Source organism: Pantoea sp. EKM21T (assembly GCF_011800405.1).
Lineage (GTDB): Bacteria > Pseudomonadota > Gammaproteobacteria > Enterobacterales > Enterobacteriaceae > Pantoea > Pantoea agglomerans.
Map to the genome: position 1 here is coordinate 322,881 of NZ_JAALFV010000003.1, position 25,521 is coordinate 348,401.

The window sequence follows — 25,521 nt, forward strand, 5'->3', positions numbered from 1 at the left end:
GGTTTTTTTATTCTTCTCTCGGCGTTACGTGATCGGCAGCACATGGTTTGTGCCGTTCGCTTTTTTTTAGCAAGGCTTACAGGTGACAGCGTTCGCTGAACGCCGGATTTTCCGGGATGCATAACCTTTTCTCCCCGGCTGCTTCCGCAGCTGACCCACTCAGATGGCGGTTTTTTGCCTGTCGCCTGCATGTGCGATAGGTATGTTATGTCTATTTTGGCAAAACTACACTGTCATCGTACATTTGACGGCCGCTTTTCGCTCAAAGCGGACCTTGCAGCACGTATGTCCGCTTTGTGCCAAAGTTATGTAAGGAAGGAATTAATCCATCCCGTAGGATGGCTTATGAGATACTGTTACTGAGATGACAGACCTCAGAAATGCGCCGACAGCACGCCGTTTACAGACATATAAAAGAAGCACTTAACGGAAATTTTAACCAGCGTTTGTGCGGAACACGCTAACAGCGTCCCTCAGATTAGCGGCTCGACTTGCAAGTTCATCAGCAGACGATGCTGACTCTTCAACGAGCACGGCATTCTGCTGTGTGACCTGATCCATCTGAGTAACGGCAATATTTATCTGCGATACGCCTGCACTTTGCTCTTCTGAAGAAGATGAAATTTCTCTCACCAGCTGTGCTGTCTGTTCAATCGCATCCATACTCTCCTTCACTTTTTCACCTGCATCCCGGGCCATCGAAATGCCCTGCTCAGCATTCTCCACAGACTTTTCGATCAGTCCTTTAATTTCTTTCGCCGCGCCAGCCGAGCGCTGTGCCAGCGACCTGACTTCCGCCGCAACAACGGCAAAGCCTTTACCGTGCTCACCGGCCCGGGCAGCTTCAACAGCCGCGTTTAACGCGAGAATATTCGTCTGAAACGCAATCCCATCAATGACAGAAATGATTTCCTTAATCTGCCCTGCACTGCTGCTGATTTTCTCCATGGAACCCAGCACTGATTCCATTGCCTGACCGCCACGCAATGCCGCGCTGGTAGCCGAGCTGGCCATTTCTGCAGCATGGCGGGTGTTTTCAGCATTGTTGCCGATGATCGAAGAGAGCTGTTCCATACTGGCGGCTGTTTCAGCCAGTGATGCAGCCTGTTCTTCCGTCCTCGCAGAAAGATCGCCGTTACCGCGGGCAATCTCCTCAGATGAGGTGGCAATGGTGACGGCATTAGATTTAATGTTTTCTACCGTCACCGTCAGGCGCTGACTCATCTGCAGTAATGCCTTAAGCAGACCGGCTGTTTCATTGCGTCCTGTCACGGAAAAAGATGCTGTCAGATCGCCTTCTGCTACTTCAAGCGCAAGCTTTGACGCGGCACCGATAGGTCGTGTAACAGAACGGATAATGATCAATGCGAAAAAGACAGAAAGCAGGACCATAAAGAGAAGAACGCTCAGCAAACCATACTGTGCATTCCGGTGGTCCGTAATCTGCTGGTTCAGCATGTCATTCAGTTCATTACCGCCCGCAATCGCGTAGGTGCTGAATCTGTTAATCGCGCTGGTAAAAATTGCGGCATAGTCCTGAGGATTCTGATTCGTCATACTGCGGCTAATAAATAACGCCCCTGCAGTTTTCAGGGCATTTTGTGCTTCCTGCACGGCCGCGTCTGCATCGGCACTGAATTTCTGCTTCAGCCCTGTATCAGACGAAAAAAGCTTCTCTGAGTCCTGAGCAAACATATCCAGATTATAGGCACCCGTGCTGATTAATGATTCCATACGGACAGAGTCAGCCTCACTAACGGCTTCTTTCCTGGCAAGCAGTGAAGTCCCGAACGCACGAATTTTACCCAGACTTTCGGTAAGCTCAGGCAATGATGAGAAATTGCTGATAATCAGGCGGTACGTACTGATATCTGAATCAAGCGACAAACCGTAAAAATCCAGCACGTCGCGGTTTGTGTTAAGAAGTTTGCGGATGAGTTGCGCATGTGCGTCAAGACTGGTCGTTTGATTCAGTTTCGAAGCATCAATGTCCTGCTGCAGCGCGTCCCACTGTGCACGCACCCCATTGATTTTTTCGATTAAACCCGCACTGCCTTCTGTCTGCGCCATCTCTTTCTTGATGGCATCGGTGATAGTAACAATGTCATCTCTAACACTTAGACGCGATGAGGTGGCAGGATTTTTTTGCGCAATAGCGAGGGCTGTTTCAGCGCGATGGCGCTGTATCAGATTCAACAGGGCAAGGATTTTGTTTTCAGCAGGCACTCCTGTTACTTCTTTCTGCTTGTCCTGAATATATTTATTACCTTCTGACACAAAAAGCACGGTAGGAACTGAAAAAAGAACAAGGCAAAACAAGCCCAGAATTGCAAACTTAGCGGTAAGATTAATATTGTTAAGAATATTACTCATTTTTACACCCTGCTGAATTAATTTTTATAAGAACACAAATAATGCAGATTAAAAGCATCTTAATCATCATTATCGGTTAACTATTCATTAACTTTATAGCAGGCGTAAGAAAGAGAATATTTAGGTTGAATCGCAACAAGGTCTAACCTGTTACCCAGTAATTAGACAATACTGATGTTAACAATTACCTCATAAGAGGTAGGAAAGATTGTTAATATCAACTTCTCTCTTAACGAATTTTATACATGATTCATGTCCACTTTGTGCCAGGAGCGGACGTTCATGATTTTGAGATAAGCATAAAAGTGCATACGATTTCAGAAAGCATTAACTGCCTGGTACAGATTACAGAGACAGGCCGGACTCACCAATAAAATCGACAAAGCAGCGTATTCTCGGTGAAAGATACCGGCTAGCCGGCCAGAGTGCCGAGAAAACCCCCTGCCTGGTACAGCTACCTGGCAATACCTCTTTCAGTTGCCCCGTGTTCAAAGATTCGCGAACGACAAAACCGGGCACATAGCAAATCCCCATACCTGACAGGCTCAGGCGAACAGAAGCCTCTATATTATTTACGGTCAGAACAGAGGCTGTCCTCAAGTCAGTACCCGGGCACATACCGCGCAGTTCCCAGGGCTGGAGCAGCCCAGTTGAAGGAAAACGAAAAGAAATGCACCTGTGCATCGTTAAATCCGCTGGCGAGCCGGGTACGCCATACTCATTCAAATAGTCAGGGCTGGCGCAGAGCACAAAACGAAAATCACCAACCTTTTTAGATTTCAGTCGGGAGTCCGTCAGTTCACCGCTTCGTATGGCTACATCAAATCCTTCATCAATGATGTTTACCAGCCGGTCGCTGAAATCGAGATCGAGTTCTACATGAGGATAACGGCGGGAAAAGTCCGGCAGAAGAGGAAGGATCAACCTGTAGCCAATGACAGGCAGTGAAACCCTGAGCTTCCCGGCAGGCTGCGCTAAGCTGCTCGTCAGTTCTGACTCCGCCTCCTGTAATTGCTCAAGAATATGCTGGCAGCGGATTAATAAAGCAGCCCCCTCCGCTGTCAGACTCACGTTTCTTGTACTGCGGTTTAAGAGACGTACGCCCAGTTTATGCTCAAGTCTGGCGACATTCTTCCCGACCGCTGAGGCAGAAATCCCAAGCAGCCTTGCGGCCTGTACAAAACTCAGCGTCTCCGCTGTCCGGACAAACGAAGTAAGAGAGGTCAGACTGTCCATTAATTATAAACTTAATGTCCGTTAAGAAGAGATTTTCAGTGTATTTATTCACTCTGATGTCTGCAATAACATTACTGAAGTTTGTTAACCCATCCGCTTTTCGGAAACATAAGGTCACCCAATGGCAACTTCAGCCAGAACACCCAGTCCAATCGCCAGGAATATGGCAGCCTTTTCTGTCTATCTGGCGGCTATATTGCTGCCGTTAAGCTTTACCGGTGGTGTAATCTCCACGCCGGCAATACAACAGGCTCTTGGCGGCTCGCCTGCCGCGCTGTCATGGCTGACGAATGGATTTATGCTGAATTTCGGCAGTTTTTTGTTGTCAGCCGGTGTTGCTGCGGATGTTACTGGCAGAAAGCGCATTTTTACCGCAGGCTCAGCCCTGTTTTGCCTGAGCAGCGTTATGATCTGCCTGACACAGGATATCTTTATGGCTGGGTTGTTCAGGTCACTGCAGGGTCTTGCTGCGGCCTTGATATTGGCCAGCGGCAGCGCCGCACTGGCCCGTCTCTATGAAGGTCCGGACAGGACCCGGGCCTTCAGCGTACTTGGCACTATGTTTGGCGTGGGCCTGGCGTTCGGCCCTGTGTTGATGGGTTTCATTACGGATGCTTTGGGCTGGAGATGGTTGTATGCCATGTTAGCTCTGCTTTCAGGCATTGTAATTTTGACCGGTGCTGCGTTTCTGCCAGCATCAGAAGAGAGCGGACATCAGAAACCAGACGGCACAGGATTAATCATGTTTACTGCATCCCTGATGTTATTTACATCAGCGGTGATGCTTATACCTGCCTTTGGGTTTTTATCGTTTCCCACATTCACCCTTTTCATTTGCGCCATGCTGCTTTTCAGCGGGTTCGTAGTGCGTTGCCTGGGGGTTGAAAATCCTGTTCTGGATATCTCTCTGCTGCTGCGCCCGCGCTTTGCCGGCGTTCTGCTACTGCCGATAGCAACATGCTATTGCTATGTTGTGCTGCTGATTATTATTCCGCTGCATTTTATGGGCGGTGACGGGATGAGTGAGTCCCGGAGCGCTTTTTATCTTATGGCGCTGACGTCTCCAATGCTGGTTTTCCCTTCCATTGCCGCACTGCTGACAAGGTGGTTTTCTCCAGGAACCGTTTCAGCTGCAGGACTTATTATTGCATCAGTCGGGCTGCTTTTCCTCGGATACGCACTACCGCGTAACAGCAGTAATTTTCTTGTGCTTTCACTGATTATGACGGGTACCGGCGCTGCGCTTCCATGGGGACTGATGGATGGTCTGGCACTTTCAGCTGTATCTGTGGAGAAAGCGGGCATGGCCGCAGGCCTCTTTAATACCGTTCGCGTTGCCGGAGAAGGGATCGCTCTGGCGATGGCGTCAGCATTTTTAACAGAAATGAATGATTTGAATCTGAAAAACACCGTTCACGGGTATGCGCCAGAGGTCATTCACCAGGCTGCCGCATGGCTGGGTGGCGGCAGTACTGAGCAGGCCGCTGCGATGTTACCCGGTATTTCACGATTATTGCTTCAGGACAGTTATGACACTGCGTATACGTTTCTTTTTAGAGTTCTGGCTGCTGTCACGCTGATTTGCGCGCTAATGGTCTGGATCACCCTGGGTCGGCAGAGGCAGGGCTGTGCTGCAGGCAATACGCTGGCCAGAGATGTGTGAAAAATCCTGATCGAATAAGGTCGTAAGCGTTCATTTCATCGCATCCGCTTTTCGCTCATAGCGCGCATTATCCGATGTCAGACTGCTCTATGCCAGGAGCGGCCCCTTACAAAGCTGATTCTTTTCACGGGACAAACTTAGTCAAAATCACCCATGAGGTAACGGTTAAACCCGTTGTGATTAAGAGGCCGTTCTTTTCTCAGCGGGTTATGGAGAATAATGCAGTGTGTCGTAAAAAATATTTCCTCAAATGTGTATTATGAGGCGCTGCACGGCGGGGTCTTTAAAAAAGATATTCTCTTTGGCTACTGGTAAGAACGCTTTATTAAATTATTTATTTTAAATTTTGAGACATATTGATGCCGGTAATATGAAAGCCATTCTTCTGATACAGTGCTTTGGCTGAGGCATTATTCGGAGCTACCCTAAGTCCGACTTCATCGATGTTCATTATTTTTAGCAATCTTTTCATTTCGCATAAGGCCAGACCACCGAATCCACGGCCGCGCCAGTCAGGATAAATGTAGAAATCACTTATCCAGGCTGATGACCCGGTGATCGACAGCCAGAGGATGCCAATAACGTCCTCTGGTTCATCAGGCTGTTGGATACACCACAGCTGATTAGCCGGGGTCACAACTCCCTTTGTTAACACTGTATCAATAGATTCTATGGCTTTGATTCGTGCTTTTTCGGAAAGATATCCGCGATTGTTTTGCAGATCCTGCGAATATTCATGGATGAAAAGAGAACGATAATTTACGAATTCTTCTTCATTCATATTCCTGAGAGTAATCACACTGTCTTCCTGATGAGGTAGTTATGTGTTGAAGATATCACCTGGAAACTGTTTTTCAAGCGTCTCTGTTAAGGAATGTTTTCTCTGCACGTTTGAATCACCACTGAGAATGGTGATATTTCAGAATAGCGAGTAAACGGCACTTACTGATTATTGCTAAGCTCCGCTCCTCGCTCAAAACGCATTTAACCAGCTTCAGCAGTTAACCCGCCCCTTTGCCAACAGACTCAGCCAGCAGGCCCGGAACGCTGTGCGGTCCGGGGATGTTAAGCTGTTCGATTGAGGTGTCCCAACATATTAAAATGCCACTGAAATTATATGCTTTGCGTTCCTTCAGCTGATGGCGAGACCCTGACCCGGAATGCAATAACCAGCGCGGCAGTAAGCATGATACAGGCAGCTGTAATGAATACCCCCGTCACCCCGTTGAGGCCATATATCAGACCACCTATTGCTGCACCCGCGGCAATGGAGGATTGAACGGCGGCGACCACCATACCCCCTGCGCTCTCGGCCTCATCGGGAAGAGTCCGGGCGACCCAACCTGACCATGCCACCGGTATGCCACCAAATGCCAGCCCCCACAGCATGACCAGCGCCGTAAGCCCGGCGATTGATAACGGCAGAGTGATCATACCCAGTGCCGCAGCTCCCACCAGAGCAGGCATAATAATCAGCGTAAAACGCAGGCTGCGTTCCATCAGCCACCCTGCCGACAGTGTCCCGATAAAGTTAGCAACGCCAAACACCAGAAGTATTAACGCCAGCCCTTTTGCATCTATGTGTGCGAGTCCTTCCAGCGCAGGCCGTATATAGGTAAACAGCGCATACTGGCCGGTGTGTGCAAGCACGCACCCCAGCATGCCCACGCTCACGCCCGGCCTCTGGAGCAGAGAAAATACGGATGCCGTCCTGGTCCTGACTACCGGCGGCATTCCGGGCAGCGTCAGCCACTGAAAAATGAAAGAGAGTGCGCCAACCGCAGCAGCGGCAATAAACGCGCTACGCCAGCCAGACATCTCGCCCAGATAACTTCCCAGCGGTACGGCAACAACAGTACCTACCGCGATTCCACTAAAAATGATCGACAGCGCCCGCGGTACCAGCCTCTCCGGCACTAGCCTCATCGCAACCGCCGCTGCCATACTCCAGAATCCACCCAACGCGATACCCAGCAGGATGCGCATTGCCAGCAGCATGACAATACCTGAAGAGAGCGCCACGAGCAGATTTGAGAAGATCATAAGGGCAGTAAAGCTCAACAACACGATGCGCCGGTCCAGCGCACGCGTTAATCGCGGTATCAGTAATCCGGCAAATAACGCAATCACCGCCGTCACTGTTACGGCCTGTCCTGCAAGAGACTCTGACACACCCAAATCCCGGGCAATAGGCGTTAATAAGCTGGCAGGCAGGTACTCTGCGGTGAGCAGGCCAAAAACACCCATGGTTAAAGAAAAAACCGCAAGCCAGGCTGGCTGGATTTTCTCATCTCTTTGCACTCTTTCTTTGTGAACCCTGATAGAAGTTTCATCCGTCATTTCTAAGTCTCCTGGAAAGTCGTTTCAGGAGAAGAAGTCTATTCAGGCGCAGCTGGATGATCTATGCTCTAAAACCCTCACTTTTTTACCCAAAACCCGGAAAGGCATATGACTTCATCCTTCGCTCTGTCATCAGAACTCATCAGCGAGCTGCTTTCCGGCCTGCGGCTATACGGCGTGCGATATCAGCGTATCCAGACGGGAGATACGTTTGGCCTGAACTTCGCAAGCAGGCCCGGTCATGCTTATCTGCACTACGTCGCTGTGGGGGAGATGGTGCTCCATAGTGCAAACGGCGAAGTTCTTACGCTTTCAGCCGGAGAGGCTGTATTTCTTCCCCACGGCGAACGGCATCAGCTTTTGTCGGCAACAGCCGCCGACGTGCTGGATATCGACAATATTGAAACGGCACCACTGGATGAAAAAGTGAGTGGCATTGATACCTGCCCGAGTACTCAGGAAACGCCAGGCGCTGTGCTGTTTTTTGGTTGCATGAAAATCGATCTGGGAAGCATGCAGCGGCTGGCGGATGTGCTGCCTGAAATTATGCATGCCGATGCAAAGGGGATTCAGTGGCCGGGACTCATGCATATACTTGATGCGATGAAGCGTGAGATATGCTCCGGACGCGTGGGCTATGCAGGTATTCTCGCCAGGCTTGCCGATGTGGCTGGAGCGATGTTTATCAGAGGATGGGTGGAAGATGGTTGCGGCAATAGCCCTGGCCTGGCTGCAGCACTGCGCGATCCGCGTCTGGCTCAGGCCATCCTGGCGATTCATCGCGAACCGGGCCGTGACTGGAGCGTGGCAGAACTCGCTGCCGAATCGCATATATCCCGCTCCGCATTCGCCGAAAGGTTTCAGACCACCATCGGCGTCCCACCGCTACGGTATGCAACAGAAGTAAAGATGCATCTCGCTGTCCGCTGGCTGTCGTCAGAAAACATCACCGTCGACACCGCATCGCAACGGTTGGGATACTCCTCTCAGGCTGCTTTCAGCCGGGCTTTTAAGCGTGTAACGGGTAAGTCTCCAGGCGCGGTTCGTTTGCTTAGCTAATGGGTTTTATCCTTAGCGGGGCTAGCAATAATCGCTACGTAGTTTGACTTCCTTTGTGCTCCAGGAAGTGCAGAACAAAATGAATCACATTAAAAACAGTGTCCGCTACTGGCATATAGCGGTCATCAGCCCGATGACAGTCCACTTTGTGACAGGAGCAGACGTCAGTTCCAATTAATATAGTCAGCGCAATGCCTTTGAGAAACAGATAGCTTCTGTCCTGCCTATATATGGGCCGTAATTCTCAATAGGGACATAACCATTTTTCATGTAGAAATTTACAGCACGATAGTTGATGTGGCGGGTTTCCAGCCTAACTTCGATATATCCCATCTCTTTTGCTGATTTTTCAAGGAAAGTGAGTAAAGCACCACCAATCCCTGACTCACTTCGGTCTGAAAACATTCTTTTAAGCTCGGCTATATTTTGGGTAAATGGCCGTATAGCACCGCATCCCACAGCTTTGCCTTGAGAATTCTTTGCTAATGCCCATAAAGCTTTGTCATCACCCATTGCTTGGGTGGTGAAATTGCTTTTGCCGTTATCACCAGTAATAGCGGCAAGTTCTGCTGATAGCATTTCGATTAAACGATGGGATTCTGAAGAGAATGGATCTGATTTTTCTACTTTTATCATGGTTATACCCTGCAGGATGAGTGTGACCAACATAAAGCATCCTGCTAAGAAAAGCATCAGCTCAAAACGGGTAAAGGGATATCACTTATTTAAACCATCCCTGGGGTCATGGCTGCTCCTCACTCATAGCGGACATAAATCTGAACTTAGTCTGGCCCGCCTCATTGCAGTTGCCAGAAATTAATACAAAGGTAATACAGCTTGAACGTTAAACTGGAAGGCATACGGACATGATAGCAGTTTAAATTGCTCATCGGCCGAATAGGTGACAGCAATTTGTCGAAGCATTTTAATCATAACATGGCTGCAAAGATATGAGGTTCACAATCAAGATAATATAGTAAACAGGGACTTTTAAAACACAATTAATTTAAAAGCCATCCTATACTAATGCTTAAAGCATCAGCGGAAAAAATATTAGTTTTTTTTGCAGTTTCTCATTTTATAAAAGAAGCCGGAATGCGCATTTTCGATGATAAAACGATCATCGTAATTAGGACGTCTTACGAAGGTTATTCCGTTAACAGTAGCCTGCTGTTTAATACCACCCATGACACTTTCAAGCGCTGGGGATGCTACCTCATTACCCAGCATTTTCACTTTGTAGTTACTTCCATTGTCTTCAACGACAGCAGCTTTTGGCAAAAGCTGCGTCTCTGTATGAGAGCTGGTTATCCGGACATCACATAAATATGTCCCCAAGCCTAAATCTTCAGCTGCGGAACATAAACCGGAAAAAAACAAAGCAATCATACAATAAACAAATTTATTCATATCTGTCTTCCAGGACTTTGGATCGTTAAAAAATCGTTATCGGCAAAATATTTTGTGACTTGAGGAGTTGGTGATGTCATACGTGTATAGAGCTGATTTATGGATATTAATTTTTGTTGTGGGTAAGGTTGGATGAGCCGGGTGCTATGTTGGATGCAATGGTAACAGTCAGTCATTAAGAACGGAACGTCCGCTCCTTGCTCATAGCGGACACTCACCACATGTATCTTCTTTTTATGTTGCGATCCTTAATATCCTGGCCTGATAAGAACGGCTTTCAGATCTAATGCAACATAACATCCGTGACCAGCATGCCGCGATTCAACCCGTTCCCCTGCAGAAGAGGCTGGGGTTATGTCACAGGAGTCGGCAGAGGCCGGGCGGGAACTGGATGGTTGGGTGGTGCCGGATAAGCTGCCATCACTCAGGCTGACACTATGCGATATCTTTTAAGGAAGATCGGGATTTACTGGTGCCGGTAAAAACGACTGATATGACTTCACCGGCTTTGCAGTTCAGGCCTGGCAACCCGGTGTCTCCGCATTGCCTTGCTGTCTGCTTAGTCTGTGTTTATGAGGTCGCCGGGGTCATCAACCTCCGGCAAACCACGTTAACGGCATAGGGATAACTATTTAGCTCCACTCATCCCGGGAGAACCATCATGTCCTCCCTCATTCCCGCCACTGCCACCCTGCCCGCCGACGCCGCCAGGACCCGCATCGCCTCCGTTTCCGCCATTACCTGATCCGTCACCATTACCGCCGTTCCCTCCATTTCCTCCGTTTTCACCACCATTACCGCCGTCGCCGCCATTTCCGTTGCTGCCAGAACCAGCATTCCCTCCGTCTCCCCCGTTTCCGTCACCGCCACCGTCACCACCGTCGCCACCGTCGCCGTCTGCCCATGCCGCAGTGCTGAATATTCCGGCCGCCAGAGAAGAGGTTACCGTGAGTACGACCATGAAAGGTCTCAGTAATGCTGAGGTGAGAATAATGAGATATACAGCTTTCATGAGAAGGTTTTTCATATCATCCTCTGCGCTATGACTTATATGCCGCCGCCGCTATCACCGCTATCACCGTCATCACCACCATCACCACCATCACCACCATCACCACCGGATGAGTTGTTCCCGCTTCCTCCGTTGCCACCATCCCCTCCATCGGCTCCGTTAGTGCCGCCATTTCCGCCATCTCCGCCATTTGAGTTGGAGCCTGTACCAGCATTACCGCCGTTACCGCCATCCCCTCCGTTTTCGCCCGGACCACCGTCCCCGCCGTTTCCACCATCAGAAATCAGTGATAAGGAATCAGGAAAAGGAATCGGGGAGGCCGGAGAGGCATAACCGTAGTGTGTAAAAATCACCAGTATCAGAGTGGAGCACCTTAGTAGGGTACGGTATCGTTTACAGATGTTCTGACTGGTCATTGTTACCTCCATCACCGCCAGCACCTCCGGGCGCATTGTCAGTTGAACCACCATCACCCCCGTTGCCACCATTGGCGCTACCCTGTCCATTTTTATGATGTTTGTGGTGTTTATGGTAAGGTTCAGTCGCGGCGCCTGCCCCATTTCCCCCATTTCCGCCGTTACCACCTGTAGCAGAACCGTTACCGCCGTTACCTCCGTTCAGACAGCCTGTACCGGGCACGCCGTCTTTACCACTTTCTCCATCAGGCGAACTGCCGTTCCCATCTTGTCCGTTCAGGCTCTCACAGGCAGACAGCTGAATAGTGTCCTGCGGGAGTGTCTGACTGAATACCGGCAGGGAAAGGAGCAGCCCTGCAGATAGTGGAAAAAAAATCAGCGTGTTGTGTAGCTTTGACATAGAAGTTTCATCCTTTAATTAATGGCCGCCTTCATGAGGCGACCATTTTTAGTTAGATTCTGCAGCCTGATTACGCACCGCCGCCATCACCACCACCACCATCGCCACCGCTATCACCACCATCACCGCCGCCGTCACCGTCTCCGGAACCATTACCGTTAGCGGAGCCGTTGCCAGTGCCGTTATCATTACCGCTGCCATTCCCGTTACCGCTGGCGCTGTTATTTCCTCCATCGCCGCCAGGGCCACCAGGAGAATTAGAACCAGAACCCCCGTTGCCGCCGTCACCTCCATTAGCATCGCCGACAAGTAAGAAGGTCTGTGGGGAGTGATTCGTAAACGGTTGGTTATGTAACGGTGCAGCGACTGCAAGTCGCGCCGCAGAGAGAACAAAAACAGCCAAAGCAAGCGTTAATTTTTTATGTCTCATAATCCATCCTTAAAGATAATAAATACATGAGATAATCGCTGGCCCACCCCATAGCTAATGAGCTATTTCATTAAAAGTAAATTATCTAAAAAATAAAAACTATGGAGTGTAATGAAACGTTTTTCGTTGTTTTAGAATGTTTTCGTTTAATTTTAAAAAAAATTTTCGGGGATGCTATTTTTTAACTAACTAGTTAATAGCTAATGACATTAAAGGCTAATAATTACCCTGCTAACAATTTACTCTTTTCATGAAATAATACATATTGCATTTTTATTAAGGCACTTTTTTCATAAGCAGGGAATGACAATCCTGAACTCAAAAAAAAGCAAAAGCATATATCATTTTCTATAATTCATCTGACTTTTAAGAGGTATGGTAAGGGGACACTGTTTAACCACTCAGAATTAATTTTCCTGAACCTCAGAAATCCGTAATTTCAGGAAGCACTACCCTAACTGCTGCAGGCGGGACCTCGCGGGGCTGAATAAAGGTGAAACCCGTAACGCGCAGATGCATGCGATATTTATGCACCGGCTGGAAGAAATCAGGGCCCGAAATCCGGCAAATCAGAGCTGCATGTTGCGCAGTAAAGTAACTGCCCCGCTTCCCATTGATAAAGACCGCCTGTTTCGATGGTGTGCTGACATGCGGCAGAGCGGGCTGAAGCCCGCCCCTGTAAACGCCTGTCGTCAGACATAGCCCATCATTTTCAGCAGCGACTGCACCTGATTCATCGCTTCGCTGCGATGGGTGACGCCCAGCTTCTGATAGAGATTACGGATGTGGGTTTTGATGGTGGTGGAGGCCACCGCCAGCTCACCGGCGATTTGATCGTTGCTGTAGCCAGAATAGATCAATCCCAGCACCTGCCATTCACGCTGCGTCAGCGGACTGGTTCGGATCAGCTCCGGCACGTCAGGATGGTTAAGCAACCGGCTGACAAAGCCTTCATCGAAATGGGCGAACTTGTGACGGTGATATTTATTGATCTCCAGCAGGATTCGCCGGGCGCGGTGGCTGTCCAGCTCATTCAGGGTATTCAGCTGGATCAATTGCCGCAACTGCTGCGCCATCATCTCGCCTTCAATCACAAAATGGCTGATAAAACCGGTGCTGCGCGCCAGTTTCAGCGCCTCTATCAGGACACGCTGCGCCTCCGCTTTGCGGTCGGTCTGCCAGTAGATCTGATTCAGCAGCAACAGATTGCGGTTTAAATCGCTCATCAGGCGCAGGGCACGGGCATTCTCATTCAGCTCCTCCAGCACCACTTCCGCCTGGCTGACATCACCCAGCAGGATCTGCGCGCGGGCGATGTTCCGCCATTGTCCCTGCAGAAAATGGTTATTGGCGAAGGCAGGTTTAGGCGTCTGCCGCATCCAGTCGCGGGCGTTCTGGCTGTCGCCGGTCAATTGCCAGTAAATGACCCGGACTTTGTCGGCATTGGCTATCCAGTCGCTGTGCCAGTTGCCATTGTTCAGCAGGTTTTCCAGCCGGTTCAGGTAGCTGCGGGCGTTATCCAGATTGCCACGTGCCAGTGAGCACTGCACCAGCAAACCCAGACACTGAATCTGCTGCTGCGGCTGGAAACCGTTCAGTACTTTGATGCCTTCCCGGGCCGCCTGCTCCGCCTCTTCCAGCCGTCCCCAGGCCCACAGCAACTGAGCGCGAATGCGCAGCAGAAACTCATGCAGCGGGAACTGCGCCAGGTGCTGCTCGTCGACCAGCACAAAGGCGCGGCTCTGGATCTCATAGGCTGCCTGCAAAAAGCCCTGAGCAAACAGAATCTCGCTCTGCTGAATCAGGCTCCAGAGGGCGTAGTGCCACACTTCATCGCGCCGCGCCATCTGTTCGGTCTGCCGCATCAGTTTGAGTGAATCATCCAGCTCGCCTTTGCAGTGCATCACTTCGCCATGTACCGAGGTTGCCACAATGCGGCTGTAGTGACGGCTCGCTGGCAGAGTATCGAGCGCCACTTTCGCCAGCCGCTCCGCTTCATCGGTATTGCCATCGTTAATCGCCACCTGGGCGCGCAATGCATTAAATTCACCGCGCAGTGCTGCGTCGATCTCGCAGCGGCTGGCCTGTTCAAAACGCGCCAGCAGACTGTCGACTTCGGAGAAGCGATGCTGACTCTGCATCAGCCACGCCTGCAGCAGTACCAGCATTGGATTTTCCAGCATCATCTCCCACGGCAGTGCTTTCAGGGAGTTCTCCAGCAGCGGCAACTCGCTCTGATTAAACAGCGTCCACGCGTGCTTCAGCAGCACGTCCCGCAGCATGGTGGCGTCGCCAGAGGCGAGCGCATGATGAATCGCCTCGCCGGGAAAACCCTGCGCCATCCAGCTCTCTGCCGCAGCCCGATGCAGCGCGGGCAGTTCCGCCGCCAGTTCCCACTGGCAGCGCTGACGCAGGAAGTTACCAAACAGCGGATGGTAGCTGAACCAGCAGCCTGAATCGTCCATGCGCTGCAGAAACAGACCCTGACGCTCAATCTCTTCCAGCCGCATCTGGCCGTTCTCTTCGCGGGTGACACAGGCGATCAGTTCATCGTTCATTGAACGCAGCAGCGCGGTTTTCAGTAAGAAATGACGGGTAGGCAGATCGACGTTATCCAGAACTTCCTCAACCAGATAATCGGAGAGGTGGCTGGCATTAATGCCAGAGAGACGCCGGGCGGAATGCTGAGCCGAACTGGCACCCTGTCGCGCCGACAGTACGATCAGTTGCAGCGCAGTGGCCCAGCCCGCTACATCATCACAGAGTCGGCTGCTCTCTTCGCTTTCCAGCGGGGCCGCCAGTCGGCAGTCAAAAAACTGTCGCGCCTCCTGGTGGGTAAAAGCCAGCTGCTGGCTGCCCAGCTCAATCAGTTGCTCACGCACCCGCAGGTTGGCGATACCGAGTTGCGGCAGGTTACGTGACATCAAAATCAGCGTCAGATTTTCAGGCTGATGGCGCAGGAAAAAGCGCATCGCGTCGTGGATCACCGGATTGGTGATCAGATGGTAGTCATCAACGATCAGCCACAGCGGCTGCTGCCACTCCACCAGCTCGATAAAGAGCTGAGAAAACAGCGCATTGAGATTCACATACTGCCGCTTCTGCGCCAGCAGTTCACTGCGCGGACAGCCACCGTGGGTGGCCTGTTGCAGTGCAGCGATCAGGTAATCGGCAAAGCGCTCCGGCTGATTATCGCCCTCATCTAAAGAAACCCACCCCAGATCGCTTTTCCCTGCCGCCCACTGCGACACCAGTGTGGTTTTACCATAGCCCGCCGGACTGGTGACCAGCACCAGCCGATAGTTACCGGCAGCGGTGAGCTTTTGCAGCAATCTCTCCCGAATCACAGTGCCTTCAAGACGCACCGGGCGGCTGAGTTTAGCGGGTATTAACATGGGCGCGCGTTTCTCCATTTGTCGAGCGCATCATTATTTTACGCTTCGTAATTATTCCTTACACAGGTTCAGCATTTCGTCAGATGAATGCAAGCAAACCCATTAACTAATCTTTACAAAAGCGTGTGCTATCACACTCCTTCAACGATTTCGGATTAGCCTCATCCTCTCCACCCTCCCCATCCTCCTCCGCTAATTCTTTGCAGGAGGATGAGCGAGGGTTTCCGCGCGGGCAGACTGTCGCCACATTGATCCATTTTCCGTTTTACAGGACATCAACCATGACACAGCCCGATTTCAACCCGATTCAGTTCAATGCTGCCCTGACCCGTCAGTGGCAGCGTTTTGGCCTGCGCGATGCGCAGGAGATGACCACGACACAGTGGTGGCAGGCACTCAGCGGTGCGCTGGCCGATATGCTGGCCGCGCAGCCTGCTCCCCCGGCCCCGACAGAACTGCGCCATGTTAACTATCTGTCGATGGAGTTTTTGATCGGTCGCCTGACCGGCAACAACCTGCTGAACCTGGGCTGGTATGACGCGGTCAACGAGGCCCTGGCCGCCTGGGATATCTCACTCACTGACGTGCTGGAAACCGAAACAGATCCGGCGCTGGGTAATGGCGGCCTGGGTCGCCTGGCAGCCTGTTTCCTGGATTCCATGGCGAATGTGGGTCAGCCCGCTACGGGCTACGGTCTGAACTATCAGTACGGTCTGTTCCGCCAGCGCTTCGAACAGGGCGCGCAGATTGAAGGTCCGGATGACTGGCAGCGCGACCGCTATCCGTGGTTTAACCACAACGCCGCGCTTAACGTGCGGGTCGGGCTGGGCGGTAAAGTGGTGACGGTTGCGGGTCAGCCACAGTGGCAACCGGCGTTTGAACTGCTCGGCGAAGCCTGGGATCTGCCGGTGGTGGGTTATCAGAATGGTATCAGCCAGCCACTGCGTCTATGGCAGGCGAAACATGCCCAGCCGTTTAACCTTGATCGCTTCAACGACGGCGACTTTCTGCGCGCTGAACAACAGGGTATTGATGCTGAAAAACTGACTAAAGTGCTCTACCCCAATGACAATCATCAGAACGGTAAAAAACTGCGTCTGATGCAGCAATATTTTCAGTGCGCCTGCGCGCTGGCTGACATTCTGCGTCGCCATCATCGGGCCGGACGCAGCATCGAAACCCTGGCCGATCATGAAGTGATCCAGCTTAATGACACCCATCCGACGCTGGCCATCCCGGAGCTGATGCGTCTGCTGCTGGATGAGCATCAGCTGAGCTGGGATCGCGCCTGGCAGATCACACAGCACACTTTTGCCTACACCAATCACACCCTGATGCCGGAAGCGCTGGAGTGCTGGGATGTGCGTCTGGTGCGCAGCCTGCTGCCGCGCCATATGATGATCATCAATACCCTGAACGCGCAGCTAAAAACGGCTGTCACCGCGCGCTGGCCGGACGATGAAGCGAAGTGGGCCAGACTGGCGCTGGTCCATAATAACCAGCTGCGGATGGCAAACCTCTGCGTGACCAGCGGGTTCGCGGTCAACGGTGTGGCGGCGCTGCACTCGAAACTGGTGGTGCAGGATCTCTTCCCGGAATATCACCAGATGTGGCCGGAGAAATTCCACAACGTGACCAACGGCATTACGCCGCGCCGCTGGATCAATCAGTGCAACCCGGCACTGAGTGCCCTGATCACCCGAACATTGCAAAAACCCTGGCTGAACGATCTCGATGCCTTGCAGGGGCTGGAAGCCTTTGCGGATGACGCCGCCTTCTGCGCGGAATATCGCGCCATCAAGCAGCAGAACAAAGTCGCGCTGGCGCACTGGGTAAAACAGCGGACCGGCATTGAGATTGACCCCACCGCGCTGTTTGACGTACAGATCAAACGACTGCATGAGTACAAACGCCAGCATCTGAGCCTGCTGCACATCATTGCGCTGTGGCAGACGCTGGTCACCGATCCGCAGGCAAACCGGACGCCGCGCGTGGTGCTGTTTGGTGCCAAAGCCGCGCCCGGCTATGCACTGGCGAAAAACATCATCTATGCCATCAACAAAGTGGCCGAGGTGATCAATCAGGATCCCCGCATCGGTGACCGTCTGAAAGTCGTGTTTATTCCCGATTACAACGTCTCCGTCGCCGAGCGGCTGATTCCCGCCGCCGACCTTTCTGAGCAGATCTCCACCGCCGGTAAAGAAGCGTCCGGCACCGGAAATATGAAACTGGCGCTGAACGGCGCACTGACCATCGGCACACTGGATGGAGCGAACGTCGAGATCGCTGAGCAGGTTGGCAGCGAGAACATCTTTATCTTCGGGCATACCGTGGAACAGGTGGTGGCGTTAAAAGCAGACGGTTATGCCCCGGCGCAGTGGCGCAAGAAAGATTCGCAGCTCAATCAGGTCTTACTGGCGCTGGAAGATGGCACCTTCAGCCAGGGCGACTGCCACGCCTTTGATGCGATGTTGCAGAGTCTCGGCCCGGAAGGCGGTGATCCCTATCTGGTACTGGCTGACTTCCAGCCCTACCTTGACGCACAGGCGCAGGTAGAAGCGCTGTGGAGCGATCAGGAGGCCTGGACACGTGCCACCATCCTCAATACCGCACGCTGTGGCATGTTCAGCTCCGATCGCGCTATCCGCGATTACCAGCAGCGCATCTGGCAAGCGAAACGCTAAGGAACGCCATGAAAACAGATCCGGTTATGGACGATTTCTCCCGGGCGGGCATCGCCGCTGAGTATATCAATGCTAACGGCAAGCCACAGGCGATCCCGACCCTGACCCGCCAGCGTTTGCTGGCGGTGATGCAGCCTTCCCATCCGCTGAGCACGCCGCTGCCACCGGTGGTGATTTTTCGCAGCGGCGATCTGCTGAGCCTGTCGCCACAGCTCGCTGACGATGCCCACTGGCATCTCACCAGTGAAGCGGGTGAAATCAGCTCAGGTCGCTGCCAGCCCTCTCAGCCGCTGCATCTGCCGCCGCTGCCTGAAGGCTATCATGAGCTGACGCTGCAACAGGGTGCGCAGCAGTGGTCGTGCCGGATAATAATTGCCCCGGCCCGCTGTTATGAACCCCCGGCCCTGCTGGCAGGTGAGTCATTATGGGGCGCCTGCGTGCAGCTCTATACCCTGCGCTCGGCGGAGAACTGGGGAATCGGCGACTTTGGCGATCTGCGCCGGATGCTGCCGGAGGTGGCCGCACGCGGCGGCGCGTTTATCGGTCTTAACCCTATCCATGCGCTGTTTCCCTCCAGCCCGGAGAGTGCCAGCCCTTACAGCCCCTCGTCCCGGCGCTGGCTCAATGTGCTCTACATCGATGTGGGCGCAGTCGCTGATTTCCGGCAGAGCACTGCCGCTCAGGCCTGGTGGCAACGTCCGGAAACAGAACAGGCGCTGGAGCAGGCTCGCGCAGCAGATTGGGTGGATTATGCGGCGGTGACCCGGCTGAAAATGGACGCGCTGAGGCTGGCGTGGCCGCAGTTTACTCAGCGTGACGCCAGCGATCCCGAGGTGCAGGCGTTTAATAGATTTATACGTGAAGGAGGCGAGAGTCTTCAGCATCAGGCGCTGTTTGATGCGCTGCACGCCGATCAGATAGCACAGGATAGTGATCGCTGGGGCTGGCCGGTGTGGCCGGAGGCGTTGCAGGATCCCGGCAGTCCGGCCGTGCAGGCCTTCCTGCAACAGCACGCCGATCAGGTGCGCTTCTGGCTCTGGCTGCAGTGGCTGGCCGCGAAGCAGTTTGCCGACTGCTGGGACATCTGCCAGCAGCAGCAGATGCCGATTGGACTTTACCGCGATCTGGCGGTGGGTGTTGCGCAGGGTGGCGCAGAGACCTGGAGCGAGCGCGATCTCTACTGCATGGAGGCCAGCATCGGTGCGCCGCCCGATATTCTCGGCCCGCGCGGCCAGGACTGGGGATTGCCGCCCATGGATCCGCAGGTGATGCGTCAGCGCGCCTGGGAGCCGTGGATCGCCCTGCTGCGCGCCAACATGCGCCACTGCGGCGCACTGCGCATTGACCATGTGATGGCGCTAATGCGACTGTGGTGGATTCCGGCCGGTGATAGCGCGATGCACGGTGCCTACGTGCACTATCCCATCGACGATCTGCTGGCGATTCTGGCGCTGGAAAGTCAGCGTCATCGCTGCATGGTAATTGGCGAAGATCTCGGTACGGTGCCGGAAGCGATTGTCGATAAGCTGCGTGATGGCGGGGTCTACTCCTATAAGGTGCTCTATTTTGAGCAGGAGTCAGCCCACAGTTTTCGTCCGCCCGCCGAATGGCCACGGCAGGCAATGGCGGTCGCCACCACGCACGATCTTCCGACGCTGCGTGGCTGGTGGCAGAGCGATGATTTGACCACCGGCGCACAACTCGGCCTCTATCCTGACAAAGTGGTGCTGGCCGGGCTGTATCAGGATCGGCTGCGGGCGAAGCAGGCGCTGCTGCAGAGTCTGCATCGCGTTGGTGCCCTGCCGAAACGTGCCGGACGCGATGCACGTCGCACCGGCATGAGCAAGGCATTAAACCGGGCGATGCAGCGCTATCTGGCTGATAGCCACAGCGCCCTGCTGGGACTGCAACCGGAGGACTGGCTGGATATGGCGGCGCCGGTCAATATTCCGGGCACCAGCGATGAATATCCGAACTGGCGACGCAAGCTCAGCGCCACGCTGGAAACGCTGTTCAGCGATCCTGCCACTGACACGCTGCTGCGTGATCTGACGGCACGCCGGAAGCGACTACTGCGCGATTGAAGGTTAACGCGCGACTCACACTCGTCTCTGACGCTGCCTGTTTTATATAATTTTCAGTTATTACAGCGTGCGGGCCGGCAACGGCTCGCACTCTGCTACTGTAATCAGCGCCTCTCAACAGTGATAAGATCACCCTGAGCACGAGCGTCTGAAAAAAGCACACCGGATTCTGTTCAGGATTTAATGAACTTAAGAATTTGTATTCGCCCAATCCTGAGATTGCTTTAACAGCAAAGCCCAGTCGTCAGGTGGATAGCCGTTATGCAACATTCCTGAAAATACTTTATAGGCGTCACGCTTACTGCCATAAGCACGTTTGGTCTCAGCGTCATTCATCCATGCAAGGATGATGGTTTTATGTTGCTCGCTGAATCTAAAGAACAAACGATACTGCATCAAAAACTTTGTACGGAACCAATGCTTATTTTGTTCTCCCAGCGTATCGCCCTGGCGAAACTTTGCCTGATGTGGATCGGCGCAAATCTCACTATTGATAACTTTAAACACAGCGGCTAAAAGCTTAGTCGTCGCTTTTCGCTGGTAACTTTCAGGATATTTAGCCCTGAGTAACTCCACTTCATTGGTCAGCGCAATCAGCTGCGATTCAAAACAGGGATGAACATAAACGTGCCATCCATTTATAACCGTGCTGTCTTCCATACTTAATTACTCATCGTCCATGAGTGGAGCATCCAAATCAACGTCCATACCTTCGGTCAACGATGTAATGCGAGTTAATAATCCTCGATCCAGCGTTTTAATATTTGCAGGTGTGTTGCGTATGTCAGCAGCAAGAAAACTCAGAAAGCTCGCCATCACTGGATCATCATCAGTCACCGTTTCCTGACGGGTAATAAGGACTTTGCCGCCCGGCAGAACAGCGTATTCGATATTCTCACCAGGTTGCAGATTCATCGCATCACGAACTGCGGCAGGGATAGTGGTCTGGCTGCGCGCTGTCAGTTTTGATGAAGCACGCAGAGAGATGTTTGCATGAGTCAGAGTTCCCATTGCGGATTCTCACTAGAAAAAAACAAGATAGCGCAACAGTAATGCAAGTGCATTGGCAATGCAAATGCATTGATCGCGATAAGAGCGAATGTTTTGTTACTAAGTCTTCATTAAAAGTTTCTGATTACGCTTTTCCGTATCGACTGAAAAATTGGCACCCTGTTTTATTTCCTGCCAGACATCAAACTCTTCGCGACTGATAAGCACAGCAGCAGAGCCGCCCCGGCGGGTGATAATCACAGGCTCACCCGCCATCACGATATCCATGATTTCAGCAAGATATTTTCGGGCCTGTGTTGTCGTGTAACTTCGCATATAGCCTCCAGAAAAGTCATCCCTGAAACAGCTTAGTTAGCCTATATTCATCAAACGCTATTGCCCACAGCATGACTTACGCAATGCGTAAAACCACGCAAAAAAATCATGCAATCAGGATCTCTGCAACAAAAAAAGGTGCGCCGCAGCGCACCAGATGGAACAACATCAGTATTGTCGGGGCAGCTTCACCCCTTGCCTTTAACACTACTGATAAAGGTCTGCCGTGCAGAGGTGGAACCCAGCCGCTCGGCTTCATCCAGCAGTTTCAGCGCCTTATCGATATTACCGCTGTTCACTGCCTGTCTGATCTTCTGGTTAAAGTAACTCTCGGTGTCGCTCATGATCGGTTCCGCACGGGCTTTTGGCGCGGGCGCTGCGGCGGGTGCAGGCGCCGGTGCTGCGCTGTACGCTGCCGCAGGTGCGGTATTGCCGACGGTCACCGCGCTCGGGCCGGATGAACCAAACAGCGGCCCGACCAGAATGGATGAGCCGGAACTGGTCTGCATCTTCAGCTTGATTGTCCCTTCCCGGCTGTGGCGGGCGACGGGATCGGGAATATCCGGTACCGCATGACCGGTGCCCTGCGCGTAGGCCTTGGCCGGGTCAAGCAGCGTGGTGGTTTGTGTCAGATCGCTGTCGGTGGTAAACACCAGCAGGTAGATTTTTTGCTGACCCAGCGCCGGGGTTAATTTCATCACCCCTTCCAGTCGATCTGCCGCCATCACGCCCGGCTTCTGATAGGTAAAGTAGCGGCTGGGAAACCAGGCCGCAGGACGCAGGTTTTCATCCAGCACCAGCACGTTCGGCGCGAAAACCTGACCGTTCGCCACTTCACTGCTCAGCGTCAGCGTCAGTTCGCCGATATTGGCGGGCAGACTGTAGGCCGCGACCGGACCGGCAATGTGTGGCGCATACAGCGTCTGTCCGCTGTTAGCGAGTTTTGTTGTCTGTATCTGAGAAGCAGCCAACGGTTGCCAGCTCAGGCGTTGCAGTGTCTCGGGTGCCACGACCGGTGCGGACGAGAGATCCTGCGGCACCAGATTGACATCCGCCAGGGCGGGAAGCGCGTGTCCTGTCAGTAACGCCGCACTCAGGCAGAGTGCAGCCAGTTTTTTCATTTTCATTATGTCTACCTTATTGCAGGTCGCGGCGTGAACCAGGCAATGGCACACCGCGACCAAAGAGATCCATCAGGCGCAGGCGCGCCTGTCAGAAAAGGTGCTGGCTTACCACCAGATTTCCATCTGCGCGCCGAAGGTCACTTCATCGTCTTTACCACGGCTGTTGGTCAGGATGCCGTTGCCGCTGGTGTCCGCAGAGGCGAAGGTGGTGAGATCGCCTGAGTTATCTTTGTTGTAACCCCACTTTTCATCCCATTTGGCGTAGGTCGCGAACAGACGCAGAGCCGGACGTGACCAGATGCTGTCACCCGCCTGCCACTGCTGCGCCAGCGTCACTTTGTACTGGCCGTTGCGCTCGTTAGCCTGCTGTGATTTGACGTTGTCGTAGCCCAGTTCCAGCAACGTGCTCATAATCGGCGTCCATTTGTACATCGGACGCACACCCACGGTGTACCACTCGGTGCCGCGGTTGTTGTCCAGATCGATGTTCTGGTACATAGCGACGTACATCAGATCCCAGCGTTCGGCCAGCGAGATCGCACCGTGGTCGAGGATGCGGTACATGTCACCATTGTTATTGAGGCTGGTGCCCTGCGGCACGCCTTTGCCCTGAGAGGTCAGCGCATCGGTGGCATACTGCAGTACGAATTTGTTATAGCCCTTCAGCATGCTCTGGGTATGTTCAGCAGTGAACATCCAGCCATCTTTAGAAGCCCCCTCTTCCAGACGGTAGTCGTCACGGGCATTAGCGCGACCGTAGTCGACACCCAGCTCCAGCACGCCGTTGGTGTTGGTTTCCAGACCGGCCAGACGCACATCAAACACGTCGTTGGCAGTACTGGTGGCGAAGTCACGGATACGATCGCTGGAGAAGGTGTAAGAGCCGCCCGCTTCAGATGAACGGGTTGCGGCGAAAGAGAGTTTACCGAAGCCGAGATCGACATCTTCCAGACCGGCACCCGGACCGGAAATATCCCAGTAGTAGAAGTCGATCATATGGACGTCATGACGCTGATAGAAACGCTTACCGGCCCAGATGGTAGAGCCTGGCAGCGCGTCGATCAGGTTTTTACCTTTTACGTTGGCTTCACGGAAGGCGGGCGATGTGGCTTCCCAGTCATTCTGCTGTGCCACGGAGTAAGCCACGTTGGTGTCGAAATAGAAGCTTTTGTCGCCCTCTTTCCACACTTCCTGGCCTAATTTCAGTTCGGCGTAAGTTTCACATTCGTTGCCCAGACGGTATTTACTTTGGGCGCCGGTGGCCTGGAAGCATTGCTGTTCACCACCGCTGCCGGTCCAGCCAATGCCGGAACGGGCGTAACCGGTAAAATCAACCGCCATCGTCGGGGCGGAGAGGGTTCCCACCGCGACGGCAACGGCGATGGGAAGTTTGCGCAGAGTTAACATTTTCTATCTCCTGAGGTCATTGCTTTTATTGTTTTTGGCAGGGCTATACACCCGGCTCCTGATACAGCCTGCGGCACGCGCTCCCGTCCTCGCGGAACAGGTGACAACGCTCGGGCGGCAGGCCAATACCGAGGATGGCGCCCTCTTTTACCAGCACGACGTCCTCCTGGCGGTAAACCAGGTTCTGACGGATAGCGGGAATCTCGATGTGGATCTGTGTTTCATGCCCCAGCTGTTCCACCACCTGCACTTCCCCTTCCAGGGTGACGTCGGCGATATCGCTGGAGAGCAGATGTTCCGGGCGAATACCCAGTGACATGTTGCTGCCGACCTGCACACCGGCGCTGTCAACCGGCAGCCAGACCAGCTGCTGATTCGGCAGCCGCACCTGAACCTGATCGATGGCGGTGGCGGTCACTTTGACCGGCAGGAAATTCATTTTTGGTGAGCCGATAAACCCGGCGACAAAACGGTTGGCGGGATAGTGGTAGAGCTCAAGCGGCTTACCGACCTGCGCAATGCGTCCGGCGTCCAGCACCACGATTTTGTCGGCCAGCGTCATCGCTTCGATCTGATCGTGGGTCACGTAAATCATGGTGCGTTTGAGGCGCTTATGCAGACGGGAGATCTCAATCCGCATCTGAACGCGCAGCGCGGCGTCAAGGTTCGACAGTGGTTCATCCAGCAGGAAGACGCGCGGTTCCGCCACCAGCGTGCGGCCAATCGCCACGCGCTGACGCTGCCCGCCAGAGAGGGCTTTAGGACGGCGATCGAGCAGATGCGCCAGTTGCAGAATCTCCGCCACCTGATTAACCCGCTGCTGGATCTCCGCTTTTTTCACCCCGGCCAGTTTGAGGCCAAAAGACATGTTCTCCGCCACCGACAGATGGGGATAGAGCGCATAGGACTGAAACACCATGCCGATGCCGCGTTCGGCGGGCGGCACTTCATTCATGCGCCGGTCGCCGATTAACAGCTCGCCGCTGGTGATGGTCTCCAGTCCGGCAATCATGCGCAGCAGCGTCGATTTGCCACAGCCTGATGGGCCGACGAAAACAACAAATTCCCCTTCACGAATAGTGAGATCGATATCTTTCGACACCACCGTATCGCCCCAGGCTTTCGTGACATTGCGTAACACAACGCTCGCCATGATCCCTTC

Annotated in this window: 21 protein-coding genes; 4 read left to right on the forward strand and 17 right to left on the reverse strand. The window is 53.1% G+C overall.

All coding sequences use genetic code 11. The features are described 5' to 3' along the window. Nucleotides 1-435: 435 nt before the first annotated feature. Together HFD87_RS07800 and HFD87_RS07805 are read right to left on the reverse strand one after the other, a co-directional pair. Complete coding sequence (locus tag HFD87_RS07800; RefSeq protein WP_033760282.1) at nt 436-2,373, reverse strand: methyl-accepting chemotaxis protein; 1,938 nt, start codon at nt 2,371-2,373, stop codon at nt 436-438. A 345-nt stretch (nt 2,374-2,718) separates the two neighbouring features. Further along, nucleotides 2,719-3,609 carry a LysR family transcriptional regulator gene (locus HFD87_RS07805; RefSeq protein WP_124890541.1) on the reverse strand — a complete coding sequence of 297 codons (891 nt, stop codon included), beginning with the start codon at nt 3,607-3,609 and terminating at the stop codon, nt 2,719-2,721. 121 nt (nt 3,610-3,730) lie between these two features. On the opposite strand from HFD87_RS07805, the gene HFD87_RS07810 reads away from it, so the two are divergent. Continuing rightward, nucleotides 3,731-5,272 (forward strand): MFS transporter, encoded by a 1,542-nt coding sequence (locus tag HFD87_RS07810; RefSeq protein ID WP_167423203.1) that lies wholly within the window; start codon nt 3,731-3,733, stop codon nt 5,270-5,272. Between the two features lie 334 nt (nt 5,273-5,606). Here HFD87_RS07810 and HFD87_RS07815 read toward each other — a convergent pair whose 3' ends face one another. Then, on the reverse strand, nt 5,607-6,053 hold the full coding sequence (locus tag HFD87_RS07815; RefSeq protein WP_157353375.1) for a GNAT family N-acetyltransferase: 447 nt from the start codon (nt 6,051-6,053) through the stop codon (nt 5,607-5,609). A gap of 332 nt (nt 6,054-6,385) precedes the next feature. After that, nucleotides 6,386-7,612, reverse strand: a complete 1,227-nt coding sequence (locus tag HFD87_RS07820; protein ID WP_158149930.1) for an MFS transporter — start codon at nt 7,610-7,612, stop codon at nt 6,386-6,388. Between the two features lie 108 nt (nt 7,613-7,720). On the opposite strand from HFD87_RS07820, the gene HFD87_RS07825 reads away from it, so the two are divergent. Continuing rightward, entirely contained in the window at nt 7,721-8,671 is a 951-nt protein-coding gene (locus HFD87_RS07825; RefSeq protein WP_031592446.1) for an AraC family transcriptional regulator, read from the forward strand. Between the two features lie 183 nt (nt 8,672-8,854). On the opposite strand, the gene HFD87_RS07830 is transcribed toward HFD87_RS07825, so the two are convergent. The 7 genes from HFD87_RS07830 to malT form a co-directional block, all read right to left on the reverse strand. Then, nucleotides 8,855-9,340 carry a GNAT family N-acetyltransferase gene (locus HFD87_RS07830; RefSeq protein ID WP_045140149.1) on the reverse strand — a complete coding sequence of 162 codons (486 nt, stop codon included), beginning with the start codon at nt 9,338-9,340 and terminating at the stop codon, nt 8,855-8,857. 384 nt (nt 9,341-9,724) lie between these two features. After that, the gene (locus HFD87_RS07835; protein WP_060679078.1) at nt 9,725-10,081 is read right to left on the reverse strand and encodes a hypothetical protein; all 357 of its coding nucleotides are present in this window, start codon (nt 10,079-10,081) and stop codon (nt 9,725-9,727) included. A gap of 642 nt (nt 10,082-10,723) precedes the next feature. After that, nucleotides 10,724-10,969 (reverse strand): hypothetical protein, encoded by a 246-nt coding sequence (locus HFD87_RS07840; protein ID WP_022624743.1) that lies wholly within the window; start codon nt 10,967-10,969, stop codon nt 10,724-10,726. A gap of 152 nt (nt 10,970-11,121) precedes the next feature. Continuing rightward, on the reverse strand, nt 11,122-11,370 hold the full coding sequence (locus tag HFD87_RS07845) for a hypothetical protein (protein WP_010670286.1): 249 nt from the start codon (nt 11,368-11,370) through the stop codon (nt 11,122-11,124). Between the two features lie 116 nt (nt 11,371-11,486). After that, nucleotides 11,487-11,909, reverse strand: coding sequence for a hypothetical protein (locus HFD87_RS07850; protein ID WP_010247334.1), 423 nt, complete (start codon nt 11,907-11,909; stop codon nt 11,487-11,489). A 48-nt stretch (nt 11,910-11,957) separates the two neighbouring features. Continuing rightward, complete coding sequence (locus tag HFD87_RS22960; protein WP_232526453.1) at nt 11,958-12,110, reverse strand: hypothetical protein; 153 nt, start codon at nt 12,108-12,110, stop codon at nt 11,958-11,960. Nucleotides 12,111-13,031: 921 nt separating this feature from the next. Further along, nucleotides 13,032-15,734: an HTH-type transcriptional regulator MalT gene (gene malT, locus HFD87_RS07860; RefSeq protein WP_033760251.1), complete on the reverse strand. Its 2,703-nt coding sequence runs from the start codon at nt 15,732-15,734 to the stop codon at nt 13,032-13,034. Between the two features lie 281 nt (nt 15,735-16,015). Here malT and malP point away from each other — a divergent pair, with 281 nt between their 5' ends. Together malP and malQ are read left to right on the forward strand one after the other, a co-directional pair. Continuing rightward, nucleotides 16,016-18,418 carry a maltodextrin phosphorylase gene (gene malP / locus HFD87_RS07865; RefSeq protein ID WP_122889339.1) on the forward strand — a complete coding sequence of 801 codons (2,403 nt, stop codon included), beginning with the start codon at nt 16,016-16,018 and terminating at the stop codon, nt 18,416-18,418. Nucleotides 18,419-18,426: 8 nt separating this feature from the next. Continuing rightward, nucleotides 18,427-20,502: a 4-alpha-glucanotransferase gene (gene malQ, locus HFD87_RS07870; protein ID WP_167423204.1), complete on the forward strand. Its 2,076-nt coding sequence runs from the start codon at nt 18,427-18,429 to the stop codon at nt 20,500-20,502. 189 nt (nt 20,503-20,691) lie between these two features. On the opposite strand, the gene HFD87_RS07875 is transcribed toward malQ, so the two are convergent. From HFD87_RS07875 to malK, 6 genes are all read right to left on the reverse strand, one after another. After that, nucleotides 20,692-21,162: a type II toxin-antitoxin system YhaV family toxin gene (locus tag HFD87_RS07875; RefSeq protein ID WP_167423205.1), complete on the reverse strand. Its 471-nt coding sequence runs from the start codon at nt 21,160-21,162 to the stop codon at nt 20,692-20,694. 6 nt (nt 21,163-21,168) lie between these two features. Next, the gene (locus HFD87_RS07880; protein WP_033773852.1) at nt 21,169-21,513 is read right to left on the reverse strand and encodes a type II toxin-antitoxin system PrlF family antitoxin; all 345 of its coding nucleotides are present in this window, start codon (nt 21,511-21,513) and stop codon (nt 21,169-21,171) included. A 99-nt stretch (nt 21,514-21,612) separates the two neighbouring features. Continuing rightward, nucleotides 21,613-21,828, reverse strand: a complete 216-nt coding sequence (locus HFD87_RS07885) for a type II toxin-antitoxin system Phd/YefM family antitoxin (RefSeq protein ID WP_033773851.1) — start codon at nt 21,826-21,828, stop codon at nt 21,613-21,615. A gap of 188 nt (nt 21,829-22,016) precedes the next feature. Continuing rightward, a complete protein-coding gene (malM, locus tag HFD87_RS07890) occupies nt 22,017-22,955 on the reverse strand; it encodes a maltose operon protein MalM (RefSeq protein WP_167423206.1) in 939 nt (312 codons plus the stop codon). A 102-nt stretch (nt 22,956-23,057) separates the two neighbouring features. Then, a complete protein-coding gene (locus HFD87_RS07895) occupies nt 23,058-24,359 on the reverse strand; it encodes a maltoporin (protein ID WP_033760237.1) in 1,302 nt (433 codons plus the stop codon). Between the two features lie 43 nt (nt 24,360-24,402). Further along, on the reverse strand, nt 24,403-25,512 hold the full coding sequence (gene malK, locus HFD87_RS07900; RefSeq protein WP_010247360.1) for a maltose/maltodextrin ABC transporter ATP-binding protein MalK: 1,110 nt from the start codon (nt 25,510-25,512) through the stop codon (nt 24,403-24,405). Nucleotides 25,513-25,521: the final 9 nt, after the last annotated feature.

What these genes read in the sequence shown, in the direction of transcription:
- malT (WP_033760251.1), bottom strand. Translation starts at nt 15,734, where the DNA reads ATGTTAATACCCGCTAAACTCAGCCGCCCGGTGCGTCTTGAAGGCACT.
- HFD87_RS07895 (WP_033760237.1), bottom strand. Translation starts at nt 24,359, where the DNA reads ATGTTAACTCTGCGCAAACTTCCCATCGCCGTTGCCGTCGCGGTGGGA.
- HFD87_RS07875 (WP_167423205.1), bottom strand. Translation starts at nt 21,162, where the DNA reads ATGGAAGACAGCACGGTTATAAATGGATGGCACGTTTATGTTCATCCC.
- HFD87_RS07810 (WP_167423203.1), top strand. Translation starts at nt 3,731, where the DNA reads ATGGCAACTTCAGCCAGAACACCCAGTCCAATCGCCAGGAATATGGCA.
- HFD87_RS22960 (WP_232526453.1), bottom strand. Translation starts at nt 12,110, where the DNA reads ATGGCAGCGGTAATGATAACGGCACTGGCAACGGCTCCGCTAACGGTA.
- HFD87_RS07880 (WP_033773852.1), bottom strand. Translation starts at nt 21,513, where the DNA reads ATGGGAACTCTGACTCATGCAAACATCTCTCTGCGTGCTTCATCAAAA.
- HFD87_RS07815 (WP_157353375.1), bottom strand. Translation starts at nt 6,053, where the DNA reads ATGAATGAAGAAGAATTCGTAAATTATCGTTCTCTTTTCATCCATGAA.
- HFD87_RS07825 (WP_031592446.1), top strand. Translation starts at nt 7,721, where the DNA reads ATGACTTCATCCTTCGCTCTGTCATCAGAACTCATCAGCGAGCTGCTT.
- malM (WP_167423206.1), bottom strand. Translation starts at nt 22,955, where the DNA reads ATGAAAATGAAAAAACTGGCTGCACTCTGCCTGAGTGCGGCGTTACTG.
- malK (WP_010247360.1), bottom strand. Translation starts at nt 25,512, where the DNA reads ATGGCGAGCGTTGTGTTACGCAATGTCACGAAAGCCTGGGGCGATACG.
- HFD87_RS07835 (WP_060679078.1), bottom strand. Translation starts at nt 10,081, where the DNA reads ATGAATAAATTTGTTTATTGTATGATTGCTTTGTTTTTTTCCGGTTTA.
- HFD87_RS07805 (WP_124890541.1), bottom strand. Translation starts at nt 3,609, where the DNA reads ATGGACAGTCTGACCTCTCTTACTTCGTTTGTCCGGACAGCGGAGACG.
- malQ (WP_167423204.1), top strand. Translation starts at nt 18,427, where the DNA reads ATGAAAACAGATCCGGTTATGGACGATTTCTCCCGGGCGGGCATCGCC.
- HFD87_RS07830 (WP_045140149.1), bottom strand. Translation starts at nt 9,340, where the DNA reads ATGTTGGTCACACTCATCCTGCAGGGTATAACCATGATAAAAGTAGAA.
- HFD87_RS07845 (WP_010670286.1), bottom strand. Translation starts at nt 11,370, where the DNA reads ATGGTGGAAACGGCGGGGACGGTGGTCCGGGCGAAAACGGAGGGGATG.
- HFD87_RS07800 (WP_033760282.1), bottom strand. Translation starts at nt 2,373, where the DNA reads ATGAGTAATATTCTTAACAATATTAATCTTACCGCTAAGTTTGCAATT.
- HFD87_RS07820 (WP_158149930.1), bottom strand. Translation starts at nt 7,612, where the DNA reads ATGACGGATGAAACTTCTATCAGGGTTCACAAAGAAAGAGTGCAAAGA.
- HFD87_RS07885 (WP_033773851.1), bottom strand. Translation starts at nt 21,828, where the DNA reads ATGCGAAGTTACACGACAACACAGGCCCGAAAATATCTTGCTGAAATC.
- HFD87_RS07850 (WP_010247334.1), bottom strand. Translation starts at nt 11,909, where the DNA reads ATGTCAAAGCTACACAACACGCTGATTTTTTTTCCACTATCTGCAGGG.
- malP (WP_122889339.1), top strand. Translation starts at nt 16,016, where the DNA reads ATGACACAGCCCGATTTCAACCCGATTCAGTTCAATGCTGCCCTGACC.